The sequence below is a fragment of the Thermus oshimai DSM 12092 genome, assembly GCF_000373145.1.
Taxonomy (GTDB): Bacteria; Deinococcota; Deinococci; order Deinococcales; family Thermaceae; genus Thermus; species Thermus oshimai.
In genome coordinates this window covers 277,824-288,861 of sequence record NZ_KB890603.1, presented here as the reverse complement: position 1 = coordinate 288,861, position 11,038 = coordinate 277,824, and the positions used below count along the sequence as shown (strand labels likewise).

The 11,038-nt window shown below is 70.9% G+C and carries 10 protein-coding genes; 5 read left to right on the top strand and 5 right to left on the bottom strand.

The genetic code is table 11. From position 1 onward, the window contains the following. Window positions 1-9: 9 nt before the first annotated feature. Window positions 10-561: a hypothetical protein gene (locus tag B043_RS0103835; protein ID WP_018461007.1), complete on the top strand. Its 552-nt coding sequence runs from the start codon at window positions 10-12 to the stop codon at window positions 559-561. Here B043_RS0103835 and B043_RS0103830 read toward each other — a convergent pair. Continuing rightward, on the bottom strand, window positions 515-1,777 hold the full coding sequence (locus tag B043_RS0103830; RefSeq protein ID WP_026234118.1) for a replication-associated recombination protein A: 1,263 nt from the start codon (window positions 1,775-1,777) through the stop codon (window positions 515-517). The two genes, B043_RS0103835 and B043_RS0103830, sit on opposite strands and share 47 nt — an antisense overlap. A 23-nt stretch (window positions 1,778-1,800) precedes the next feature. Here B043_RS0103830 and B043_RS0103825 point away from each other — a divergent pair, with 23 nt between their 5' ends. Continuing rightward, window positions 1,801-2,481 carry a nucleotidyl cyclase domain-containing protein gene (locus B043_RS0103825; protein ID WP_018461005.1) on the top strand — a complete coding sequence of 227 codons (681 nt, stop codon included), beginning with the start codon at window positions 1,801-1,803 and terminating at the stop codon, window positions 2,479-2,481. 224 nt (window positions 2,482-2,705) lie between these two features. On the opposite strand, the gene typA is transcribed toward B043_RS0103825, so the two are convergent. Beyond that, a complete protein-coding gene (gene typA / locus B043_RS0103820) occupies window positions 2,706-4,469 on the bottom strand; it encodes a translational GTPase TypA (RefSeq protein ID WP_026234117.1) in 1,764 nt (587 codons plus the stop codon). 48 nt (window positions 4,470-4,517) lie between these two features. On the opposite strand from typA, the gene B043_RS0103815 reads away from it, so the two are divergent. Genes B043_RS0103815 through folE form a run of 3 tightly spaced genes read left to right on the top strand, consistent with a single transcriptional unit; the run spans window position 4,518 to window position 6,224 of the window. Next, complete coding sequence (locus B043_RS0103815; protein ID WP_016328437.1) at window positions 4,518-4,907, top strand: NUDIX hydrolase; 390 nt, start codon at window positions 4,518-4,520, stop codon at window positions 4,905-4,907. Beyond that, window positions 4,888-5,577, top strand: coding sequence for a gamma carbonic anhydrase family protein (locus B043_RS0103810; protein WP_016328436.1), 690 nt, complete (start codon window positions 4,888-4,890; stop codon window positions 5,575-5,577). The genes B043_RS0103815 and B043_RS0103810 overlap by 20 nt, the downstream gene beginning before the upstream one ends. Before the next feature lie 38 nt (window positions 5,578-5,615). Then, window positions 5,616-6,224, top strand: a complete 609-nt coding sequence (folE, locus tag B043_RS0103805) for a GTP cyclohydrolase I FolE (protein ID WP_026234116.1) — start codon at window positions 5,616-5,618, stop codon at window positions 6,222-6,224. Window positions 6,225-6,264: 40 nt separating this feature from the next. Here folE and B043_RS0103800 read toward each other — a convergent pair whose 3' ends face one another. From B043_RS0103800 to B043_RS0103790, 3 genes are read right to left on the bottom strand one after another with little or no spacing between them, the layout of a single operon-like run. Continuing rightward, on the bottom strand, window positions 6,265-6,690 hold the full coding sequence (locus tag B043_RS0103800) for a hypothetical protein (protein ID WP_018461002.1): 426 nt from the start codon (window positions 6,688-6,690) through the stop codon (window positions 6,265-6,267). 10 nt (window positions 6,691-6,700) lie between these two features. After that, a complete protein-coding gene (locus tag B043_RS0103795) occupies window positions 6,701-7,870 on the bottom strand; it encodes a hypothetical protein (RefSeq protein ID WP_018461001.1) in 1,170 nt (389 codons plus the stop codon). Between the two features lie 17 nt (window positions 7,871-7,887). Then, window positions 7,888-11,037: a hypothetical protein gene (locus B043_RS0103790; protein WP_018461000.1), complete on the bottom strand. Its 3,150-nt coding sequence runs from the start codon at window positions 11,035-11,037 to the stop codon at window positions 7,888-7,890. Between the last annotated feature and the right edge of the window lies 1 nt (window position 11,038).

Below are 11,038 nucleotides of genomic sequence, written 5' to 3'. Positions count from 1 at the left end.
GGTGAAAGGATGAGGAGGTGGATCGTCCTGGTCCTTCTCCTTTCGGGGTGCGTGCCCGTGGCCACCCTGAGGACCCCGGAGGCGGCCAGGGGCCCAAGCTTCACCGTGGGGGCCTCCTTGGTGACCAACCCCTTCGCCAACCAGGACCAGTACCCCGTGGCGCCCCTCCCCTACCTGGCCTACGCGGAAGGGGACGGAACCTTGGAGTGGAACCTGAACCTCCAGTGGGGCCTGAGGGGCGGGGCCAAGTGGGCCCTGGCCCCGGGGGCGGCCCTGGACTTCGGCCTCACCCTGCCGCCCCCAAGCCCGGACGCGGACTGGAGCCAGGGGGTACCGGTGGCGGCGGACCTGGGGCTTCTGCTGGGAGGAGGCGGGGTTTACCTCTCCCCCCGGATCCACTTTATAGCGATTCCGGGATGGGGGAGCAGGGCAGGCTGGCTTTTCGGCCTATCCGCAGGGGTCTACGAAAAGGCGTGGATCCTGGAGCTAGGGGCCCTGGCTATAGGGGAAGGGGTTATCCTGAATCTTTCCGGGGCCTGGCGCTTCGGAAACGCGCCCTGAGGGCCTTCAGCCTTTCCCGCACCCGCTCCTCAAAGCCCTCCCCCGTGGCCTCAAAGAGGGTGAGGCCCTCGAGGCCCTCCGGCAGGTAGGCCTGGGCGAAGCTCCCCTCCCGGTCCTCGTGGTAGTAGGCGTACCCCGCCCCGTGGCCCAAGGCCTTCTGGAGGGCGGTGGGCGCGTTCCTAAGGTGGAGGGGCACGGAGGCGCTGGGGTGGGCCTTCAGGGCCTCCTCCGCCCGCTTCCAGGCGGCGTAGAGGCTGTTGGCCTTGGGGGCTAGGGCCAGGTACACCGCGGCCTCCACCAGGGCCAGCTCCCCTTCCGGGCTCCCCAGGGCCTCGTAGGCCGCCTTGGCCGCCACCGCAAGCCGGAGGGCCTGGGGGTCGGCCAGGCCCACGTCCTCCGCGGCGATGCGGATGAGCCGCCGGGCCACATAGAGAGGGTCGGCCCCGCCCAAAAGGAGCCGGGCCAGGTAGTAGAGCGCGGCGTCCACGTGGCTGGCCCGGATGCTCTTGTGCAGGGCCGAGACCAGGTCGTAGAAGAGGTCCCCGCCCCGGTCCAAGGCGGGGAGGAGGGCCCCCAGGGCCTCCCTGGCGCTTTCCTCCGTGACCTGCCCCGCGAGGGCGGCAAGCTCCAAGGCGTTCAGGGCCCGGCGGGCGTCCCCCTGGGCGGCCTGGGCCAGGAGGCGGAGGGCCCCTTCCTCCGCCTCCACCCCGGGCAGGTGGGCCAGGGCCCTTTGGAGGAGGGCAAGGAGGTCCTCCTCCAAAAGGGGCTTCACCGGGAAGAAGCGCAGGCGGGAGCGCAAGGGGGGGGTGAGGGCGAAGGAGGGGTTTTCCGTGGTGGCGCCCACCAGGGTGAGGAGGCCCGATTCCAGGTGGGGGAGGAGGGCGTCCTGCTGGGCCTTGTTGAAGCGGTGGATCTCGTCCAGGAATAGCACCAGCCCCCCCGCCCGCCTGGCCTCCGCCACCGCCTCCCGCACCTCCTTAAGCCCCGCCTCCACCGCGGAGAGGTGGCGGAAGGGACGGCCGAGGCCTTGGGCGAGGAGCCGGGCCAGGGTGGTCTTGCCGCTTCCGGGGGGCCCGAAGAGGACCAGGGAGGGGAGATACCCCCGTTCCAAAAAGCGCCTTAGGGGGCCCTTCGGCCCCACCAGGTGGTCCTGGCCCAGGACCTCGTCCAGGCTTTTCGGGCGGAGGCGCTCGGCCAAAGGACCCATCCCCCTCATCCTACGTGGTAGCCTGGAAGGGCATGCGGGGGCTTTTCCTCCTCCCCTGGCTCTTCTTCCTCCTGGGGCTTTTGCCCCTTACCCTCTTCGCCCCCGAGGGGGAGGTGGGGGAGGGCCTGGGGTTCCTGACGGCGGCCCTCCTCCTGGCGGGGACGGCGAGCCTCTTTTCCCGCTTTCCCCTGGCCCCCCGGGTCCAGTTCGCCCTGGTCCTGGCCCTGGCCCTCTGGACCCTGGACCTGGCCCTGAGAGCCGCCTTCGCCTTTGTGGGCGGGGTGGCCTTCCCGGCCTACCTGGTGCCCATCCTGGGGAGCCTGGCCCTTTTCGCCGCCTTCCTCCTGGGCACCGGGCAGGAGGCCCCCCTCCTCCCGCCCCCCCAGGGGATGGGAGGGCCCGAGGAGCTTAAGCGGATGGCGGGGGCCTTGGAGGGGCTCGCCCTCAGGCGTCCTTTGGTCCTGGTCTACCTCGAGGCCCCCCTGAACCCCGAGCGCCTCCTTTCCGAGCTGAGGCGGGGGGATCTGGCCTTCCGGCTTGGGGAGGGCTTTCTTCTGGTCCTCCAGGGCAGCCGGCCCGAGGACGCGGCGGGCCTCCTCAAGCGCCTCAAGGAGCGCTTCCCCTTAGGGGCCTACGCGGTGGAGCGGTGGCAAGGGGGCAGTTTGGAGGCGGTCCTGGCCCGGCTCAAGGCGGAGGCCATCCTCACGGGGTAGTGTAGCCTCTTCTGGCCTACACCGCCTTTTGGTGTACGGCTTCCCGGCCTAACCCGCTCCCTCCAGCGTGCCCCACCCCTACCCTTAGGCTTAAGGAGGGCACCATGGAGCAGGCCAAGGAAGTAAGCCAGGCGTGGCAGGAAGCCCTGGAAACCTACGGGGAGCGGGAAGAGGAGTAAGGCCTAAAAAGGCGGGTGGGGGGCGGAATGCCCCCCACGCTTTTTTTACCGGGCCACGGCCCGCTTGCGGGCGCTGGGGTCCAGGATCTTCTTGCGCAGGCGGAGGCTTTTCGGGGTCACCTCCAAAAGCTCGTCCTCGGCTAGGAACTCCAGGGCCTCCTCCAGGGAGAGGGGCTTCGGGGGGATGAGGCGGATGTTCTCGTCCGAGCCCGCGGCCCGGATGTTGGTGAGCTTCTTGGCGGTGGTGACGTTCACCTCCAGGTCGTTCTCCCGCACGTGCTCCCCCACGATCATGCCCACGTAGACCTCCGTCCCCGGCTGGATGAAAAACCGCACCCGCTCCTGGAGGCGGTGGAGGCTGTAGGCGGTGGCCACCCCGGCCTCCATGGCCACCGCGCTCCCCGTGGTGCGGGTCTCTATGGGCCCCGCGGGGGGGCCGTAGCCGTGGAAGGTGTGGCCCAGGAGGCCCTCCCCCCCGGTGAGGGAGAGGAAGAGGCTCCGGAAGCCAAAAAGGGCCCGGGCGGGCAGGAGGAACTCCGCCCGCACCCGGCTCCCCACCTCCATGTGCACCATCTCCGCCCGCCGGCGGCCCAGGGCCTCCATCACCGGCCCCAGGCGCTCCTCGGGGACCTCCACCGTGAGGCGCTCGTAGGGCTCGAGGCCGTCTTTGAAGAGGACCCGGGGCTGGCCCACGCTGAACTCGTACCCCTCCCGGCGCATGGTCTCCAGGAGCACCGCCAGGTGGAGCTCCCCCCGGCCCCGAAGCTCAAAGGTCTCCGGGGAAAGCTCCAGCACCTGCAGGGCCACGTTGGTGCGGAGCTCCTTCTCCAGGCGCTCCTTTAGCTTCTGCCCGGTCACGTACCGCCCCTCGCGGCCGGCGAAGGGGGAGGTGTTGGGGGTGAGGGTGAGGGCCACGGTGGGCTCGTCCACCCGCAGGGGGGGCAGGGCCTCGGGGGCCTCGAGGTCCGCCACCGTGTCCCCGATCTCCGCCCCCTCCAGCCCCGCCAGGGCCACGATGTCCCCGGGGGTGGCCTCCTCCACCTCCAGGCGCTCCAGGCCCTGGTGGGTGTAGACCGCGGCCACCTTGGCCTGGAGCTGGCCCTCTGCCTTCAGGATGGCCACCGTCTCCCCCTTGCGCACCCGGCCCCGGGCCACCCGGCCCACCACCACCCGGCCCAGGTAGGGGGAGTGGTCCAGGTTGGCCACCCGGAGCTGGAAAGGGCCCTCCGCCGCCTGGGGCGGGGGGATGTGCTCCAGGATGGCCTGGAAGAGCTCGGACAGGTCCTCCCGGGGGGCCTCCCGCCAGGCCCGCCCCTCCCGGCCCACCGCGTAGAGGTAGGGGAAGTCCAGCTGCTCGTCCGTGGCCCCAAGCTCCACCATGAGGTCAAAGGTGAGGGAGAGGACCTCGTCGGGGCGGGCGTCCTTTTTGTCCACCTTGTTCAGGACCACGATGGGCTTGAGCCCCGCCTCCAGGGCCTTCCGCAGGACGAAGCGGGTCTGGGGCATGGGGCCCTCCGCGGCGTCCACCAGGAGGAGGACCCCCTCCACCAGGGAAAGGGCCCGCTCCACCTCCCCGCCGAAGTCCGCGTGGCCCGGGGTGTCCACGATGTTGATCTTCACGCCCTTCCAGACCACCGCGGTGTTCTTGGCCAGGATGGTGATGCCCCGCTCCCTTTCCAGGTCAAAGGAGTCCAGGATGCGCTCCCCCTCCTCCTTCCCCAGGGCCTTGGCCTGGCGAAGCATGGCGTCCACCAGCGTGGTCTTGCCGTGGTCCACGTGGGCAATGATGGCAATGTTTCTAATCTCCATGGGCACACCCAATCCCCCCACTCTACCACGAACGGGTAGGATAAGGGCATGGAAGGAGCGGTTCGGGGGGCGGGCGGCGTGGTCTTCAACCCCAAAGGCGAGGTCCTCCTCCTCCGGGACCGCATGGGCTTCTGGGTCTTCCCCAAGGGGCACCCGGAACCGGGGGAGGGCCTGGAGGAGGCCGCCGTGCGGGAGGTTCTGGAGGAAACGGGCATCCGGGCCACGGTCCTCCTCCCCCTCTTCCCCACCCGCTACGTGAACCCCAAGGGGGTGGAGCGGGAGGTGCACTGGTTCCTGATGCGGGGGGAGGGGGAGCCCCGCCTCGAGGCCGGCATGGCGGGGGCGGGTTGGTTCAGCCCCGAGGAGGCGCGGGCCCTCCTCGCCTTCCCCGAGGACCTGAGGCTCTTGGAGGTGGCCCTTGAGCGCCTTCCGCTTTGAGGACAAGGCCCCCCGGATCCACCCCACGGCCTTCATCGCCCCCGGGGCCTACGTGGTGGGCCAGGTGGAGGTGGGGGAAGGGGCCTCGGTTTGGTTTGGGGCCGTGGTGCGGGGGGATCTGGAAAAGGTGGTGATCGGCCCCGGCACCAACGTCCAGGACGGGGCGGTGCTGCACGCGGACCCCGGCTTCCCCTGCCTCCTCGGGCCAGAGGTCACCGTGGGGCACCGGGCGGTGGTCCACGGGGCGGTGGTGGAGGAAGGGGCCCTCATCGGCATGGGGGCCGTCGTCCTGAACGGGGCCCGCATCGGGCGGAACGCGGTGGTGGGGGCGGGGGCGGTGGTGCCCCCGGGGATGGAGGTCCCCGAGGGGCAGCTGGCCTTGGGGGTCCCGGCCCGGGTGGTAAAGGCCGTCCCGCCCCCGGAAAACGCCCCCCGCTACCGGGCCCTGGCGGAGCGCTACGCCCGGGGGCTTTTCCCCGTGGAGGCCCCCCGGCGCTACCGCCTCACCCTAAGGGGGCAGGACGCCCTGAACCCCTTCAGCGAGCTCCACCTCCGCCTGAAGCGGCAAAAGGGGCTCCTGGAGACCCTAAAGCGGGCGGCCCAGGGCTTCCCCTTGGCCGAGGAGGAGGCCAAGGGCCTTCTGGAAGAGGGCCTCCTCACCCCCGAGTGAGCCCCCCGCTACACAGGGAAGGGACGGGATAGGGCAGTATGGAACGCAGAATGGTGGAGATTGAAGAAACCGGCCTGAGCTTCGTCACGGAAGTGGACCTGGAGCGCCTGCAGGCCCTTTCCGAGGAGTGGCTCAGGCTCATCGGCGAGGACCCGGAGCGGGAAGGCCTTAAGAAAACCCCGGAGCGGGTGGCCAAGGCCTGGGCCTTCCTCACCCGGGGCTACCGGCAGAGCCTGGAGGAGATCGTCAACGGCGCCATTTTCCAGGCGGAGGGGAGCGAGATGGTGGTGGTCAAGGGGATTGAGTTCTACTCCCTCTGCGAGCACCACATGCTCCCCTTCTTCGGCCAGGTGCACATCGGCTACATCCCCAACCGGAAGATCCTGGGGCTTTCCAAGTTCGCCCGCATCGTGGACATGTTCGCCCGCCGCCTCCAGGTGCAAGAGCGCCTGGCGGTGCAGATCGCGGAGGCCATCCAGGAGGTCCTGGAGCCCCAGGGGGTGGGGGTGGTGGTGGAGGGGGTGCACCTCTGCATGATGATGCGGGGGGTGGAGAAGCAGCACTCCCGCACCGTCACCAGCGCCATGCTGGGGGTGTTCCGGGAAAGCGCCAAAACCCGGGAGGAGTTCCTGGACCACCTCAAGTAAACCCCCGCCGGGAAAGCCCGGCGGGGGTCTTCCCAAAGGCCTATTGGGGCTCGGAAGGCGGCGTGGGGGCCTCGCACCCGGGCACGGCCATCTGCACCGAGAGGGCAGGCTCCACCCGCACGGGGATCCAGGCCTCCCCCACCCCTTCCACGTGGACCCGGATCTCGCCGCTTTCCGCCTCGAGGGGCACCCGGAAGAAGAGGGTGGCCGGGTTTTCGCTTTGGGTGAGCTCCACGGGCTCGGCCTTCACCCCAGGGGGAAAGAGGACGTAGTTCACCCCCGCGTCCCACTCCGCCTGGGTCCCGAAGGCGTTCCCCTTAAGGGCCATCCAGTCCCCCGCCCGCACGGTGCAGCCCGCCACCACGTCCGGGGCCACGGAGAGGATGCGGAGAGCCCCGCTGGTGCGGATGGCCGCGCCGCAGGCCGAAAGCACGCCCGCCAAGACCAAGAGGAGAAGGTGCCTCACCTCCCACCCCCTATTCCGAGCAGTGCCCGGGGCCGACGAGGCCGTTGTTGTAGCTGTCCAGGAGGCTGGCCCAGGCCAGGGCCTGGCTCCTTTGGGTGGAGGTCAAGGCGGTGCTCCCCGCGGGGAGGCCACCGAAGAGGATCTCGGCCCCGCTCAGGGCGTTCATGACCTCAGCTGGCGCAGAAGCCCCGTCCAGAACGTTCAGCTTGGCGGCCATGTACTGGTGGGCCAGGATGTAGTAGGCGTTCCCCCGGGGCGCGGTCCAGAAGACGGCGTACCAGGTCTGGCCCAGGGTGAAGAAGGGGGTGTCCTCCTCCTGGGAGCCCAGGTTCTGCCACGCGGCGTCGTAGGGCGCCGGGCCCTCCCGGGAGTGGGTCTTCCAGTAGCCCTGGGTCAGGGTGCAGCCCTGGCAGGGGACCCGCACCGTCACGCTGGCCTCGGCGTGGGCCTCGGCGCCGGTGTCCGTGGTCTGGAGGTGGGCCCGGTTGTCCACCCGGTAGTTCCCGCACTGGTCGTAGCGGACCTGGTGGGTGTACTCAAAGGCCTGCTGGAAGGCGATGCCGCTGGCGGTGACCGTCCCCAAAGCCCCGCCCAGGGTGTCGTTCAGCTGGGCGGTCTCGTCCACCACCTCCGTGGGGTTGGTAAAGGCGAAGCTGGCCTGGGTCTGGGCGGTATTGGGGAAGCTCGTCCCGTCCGTACCCCAGGCCACCTGGACGGTGTTGGTGCGGTCTTGCCCGTCCGGCAGGTCCTGGGCGTAGGTGCAGGTGAGGCTAGCCCCTGTCGCCAGGGCGTAGGGGAAGCTCACGCCGCAGTCCAGGGCCACGGATTCCCCGGTGGAAAGGGTGTCCGTGGGGGTTTGCAGGTACACGGTGCTGGTGCCGGTGTTCCGGAAGACCACCTGGCCCGTCACCCGGTACCCGCTGTCTTCCGCCTGGGCCCTGGCCACCACCCGGTAGCGGAGGGTGTAGGGCTGGCCCGGGCTCAGGGTGAGTTCGCCGCTTGCGGGGTCCAGCACCCGCTTCTCCAGGGTCCAGCGGTAGGTGCGCCGGAAGTGGGGGACCGCGGTCTTCTCCACCGTGAGGGCCGGCCCCACGGCCACCTGGGGCTTCAGGTCCCCAGAGGGCTGGGAGCAGGCGGCAAGGAGCGCCGCCGCAAACGCTATAGGCCAAATCTTCCTCATGATCGTCTCCTTCTTTTTTAAGGGGCGCCCTCCTGGGCGCTTTCCTTGGGCAGGCGCAGGAGGAGGGGCCCGAGCTCCTCCCCGTCCGCCACCACCTTGAGGGTGTGCTCCCCGGTGAGGGGCAAGGTCCCCTCCCAGGTGTACCCGTCCTTGCTCTTAAGCTCGTAAACCCCTCCCTCCCCCAGAAGGCGCAAAGCCCGGGCCCGGAAACGGAGGACCAAGCGGAGGGGTTGGCTTTCCGCGGTCTGGGGGCTGTAAAGAGGCCCCTGGGCCAGGAGGAGGCCCAAGGGGCTTTCCACCCGTTCCTCGCCCTTCACCGCCCGGAGGGTAAGGGTGTGGTAGCCGGGGGGGAGCCGGAGGCGGAGGCGGCGGGCGAAGTACCCCTCCCCCTGGGGCTCCAGGGCCACGGGGCCTTCGGGGAGGAGGAGGTAGACCGCCTCGGGGGCCCCCTGGGCCAGGGCCCGCACCTCCACCTCCTCCCCGGCCACGGGGGTCAAGGGGGCCACGCTCCCCACCAGGGCCAGGTCCCCCGCCCGGTAGGTGATCTCCACTTCCCGCTTAGGGGGCAAGGCGGTGACCCGCAGGGGGATGGGGGCCGCGGGGGGGGTGACCTGGAGGGTGGCCTCGAGGCCCGGCCCGTACCCCGGGGGCAGGTAGCGGGCGTCGGCCTTCAGGCGGTAGGTGCCCTGGAAAAGGCCAGGGATCAGAGCGCGGCCGCTTTCGTCCGCCCGGGCGCACCGGGTCACAGGCCCCTCGGCGCACACCCCCGCGTAGGCGATGCCGTGTTCCCCCGGGTCTTCCTGTCCGTTGCCGTTCTTGTCGTCCAGAACCCACACCTCCAGGGCCACCGCCGGGGCCACGGGGAGGTCTTGGGCCAGGCGGGCGTTCAGCTCCACCTGGACCGGGGCCTCGGAGAGGAGGGCCAAGGTGGCGGGAAGGCCCTGGAAGGTCCAGGCGTAGCGGCCCACGGGCACCAGGAGGCGGAACCGCCCCTCCCCGTCCGTGGCCTCGCAAACGGAGCCCAGGCAGACCCGAACCCCCGGAAGCCCCTCCTCCCCCGGGTCCGGCTGGCCGTTCAGGTTCCCATCCCGGAAAAGCCGCCCCGCCACCTCCCCGCCCTTCCGGCCCCCGAAGAGGTCCACCACCGGCCTGGGGGTGGGGAAGGTGAGGGCTTGGGTGTAGCCCAGGCTCAGGCTGAAGGCGTGGCGGGGGCCCTCGGGCAGGAGGAGGAGGGCGTACCCCCCGCCCAGGCTCAGGCCCGGAAGGAGGAAGTCCCGCTGGCTTAAGGTTAAGCCGAAGCGGTGCCCCCCCTGGCCCTCCTTCACCTCTCGGCGGTAGAGGAGTTCGCTCACAAGCCCCCCTTCCCAGAGCTGGCTCCAGCTCCCCCCGTAGAGGAGGCTCTGCCCTTCGGGGCTTTCCTTTTGCTGGTAGAGGGCCTGCAGGTAGCCCAGGGCCCCAAGGCTGTAGCGGAGGCCCAAGGAGGCCTCGAGGCTCCTCGCCCCCAGGTCCTTCAGGAGAACCCCCCCGGAGAGGGAGAGCTCCCCCGCGGTTAGGGAAAGGCCCGCCTGGAAGGTCTCGCCCTCCAGCCCCTGGCCCTCCAGGAGGCGGGTCAGGCCGTAGGCCAGGTAGAGGCTGCCCGCGTAGACCCCAGGCTCGGCGAAGGCGGCGGAAAGCCCGGGGGCGAGGCCGAAGGAGCGGCCTTCGGGGGCCTGGCGGTAGGTGCCCCCCAGGCTCAGAAAGGCCCCGGGGACGGGCTGCAGGTAAAGGGTCAGGCCCGACTGCCAAAGCCCCCCCTGGCCGGAAAGCTGGAGGCTGGTCTGGCCCCGGAGGCCCAGGGGGTAGAGGGAGCGGGTTCCCCCGGAAAGGCCAAAGGCGTGGAGCCCCGCGGCGGGCACCCCGGCGTAGGTCTGGGTGAGGTCCAGGTCCTGGGTCTGCCAGGAAAGGCTCTCCTGCAGGGCCAGGGCAAGGGCGTACCCTTCCGCCATCCGCCCCGCCAGGTCCAGCCCCGCCCCCAGGAGGAACCCGCCCCCCAGGGGCAGGCGGTAGCGCACCCCCAGGGCGTCCTGGCGGCCATCGGGCTTGATCTGGGTGGAAAGGCTCCCCTGGAGGTCCAGCCCCGGGTCCTGGCTCACCGCCCCCAGGGCCAGGCTCCAGACCCCCCCCGGCTGGTGGCCCAGGTCCAGGCTGCTCCGCACCGCCCCGGCCCGGAGGGCGCTTTGGAGGCGGTAGCTTCCTCCCCCGTAGGTGCCCCGCACCTCCAGGCCCTCCCCCTTGAGGCTGAACCCCGCGCTCTGGGGGGGGTTCCAGGGGTCCTGCCAGGTGCCGGAAAGGGGGGCGGTCTCCAGGGTGGCCGTGTAGTAGTCGGAAAGGGCGCCGCTCAGGGTGGGGGCCAGGGTGTAGCCCAGGGAGAAGGCGGGGGCGGCCCCCGGGGTTAGGGCCAGGCCCAGGCCCACCCCCATGCGCAGGGCCAGGGTGAGCTCGGGGTCCTTGCCCCGGCCCGAGGCCATCAGGGGATCCATGAAGAGGATGAGGGCCCCCACCTCCCGGGCGGCCTGGGGGGCGGAGCGGGGCTCGGCCCGCAGCTTGAGGTAAAAGGGGTAGCCCGAGCTCACCTCCCCCTGGGGGACCACCGTGACCCGGACGCTCCGGGCCTCCCCCGGGTCCAGGTCCAGGCTCTGGGGGTTCAGGTAGATCTGAAAAACCGCCCCTTCCGCCCGCAGGAATACGGTCTCCTTGTGGTTGGAGGCGTTCACCAGGTAAAGGGGAAACTCAAAGGGGGCCCCCAGGGGGGCCTCGAGGCGCTCCGGAACGGAAAGGCGGAGCTCGGTGCGGGCCAGAACCTCCACCACCCCCTGGCTCCTGGCCACCTCCACCCCGCCCTGGTGGGCCACCACCGCCACCGGGGCCCGGATGCCCGCGGGGGCCTCGGGCACCCTCAGGGTGAAGGCCACCACCCCCTTCCCCTCCAGGAGGGCCTCCCGGGTGTCGGAAAGGGCCTGCCAGCCCTCGGGGAGGAGGAGCCGGAAGCGGACCTCCCCCTGGCCCTCGGCCTCCACGCTCAGGCTGAGGTAGGCCCCCGGGGGGCCTTGGAGGGGGGGCAGGGGGCCCAGGCGCACCTGGGCCAGGGCCAGACCGAGGAGGAGGAGGAGGAGGACGAGGCTTCGCATC

Excerpts from the sequence above, each read along its gene's own strand:
- B043_RS0103835 (WP_018461007.1), top strand. The coding sequence starts at position 10 with ATGAGGAGGTGGATCGTCCTGGTCCTTCTCCTTTCGGGGTGCGTGCCC.
- B043_RS0103830 (WP_026234118.1), bottom strand. The coding sequence starts at position 1,777 with ATGAGGGGGATGGGTCCTTTGGCCGAGCGCCTCCGCCCGAAAAGCCTG.
- B043_RS0103825 (WP_018461005.1), top strand. The coding sequence starts at position 1,801 with ATGCGGGGGCTTTTCCTCCTCCCCTGGCTCTTCTTCCTCCTGGGGCTT.
- typA (WP_026234117.1), bottom strand. The coding sequence starts at position 4,469 with ATGGAGATTAGAAACATTGCCATCATTGCCCACGTGGACCACGGCAAG.
- B043_RS0103815 (WP_016328437.1), top strand. The coding sequence starts at position 4,518 with ATGGAAGGAGCGGTTCGGGGGGCGGGCGGCGTGGTCTTCAACCCCAAA.
- folE (WP_026234116.1), top strand. The coding sequence starts at position 5,616 with ATGGAACGCAGAATGGTGGAGATTGAAGAAACCGGCCTGAGCTTCGTC.
- B043_RS0103795 (WP_018461001.1), bottom strand. The coding sequence starts at position 7,870 with ATGAGGAAGATTTGGCCTATAGCGTTTGCGGCGGCGCTCCTTGCCGCC.
- B043_RS0103790 (WP_018461000.1), bottom strand. The coding sequence starts at position 11,037 with ATGCGAAGCCTCGTCCTCCTCCTCCTCCTCCTCGGTCTGGCCCTGGCC.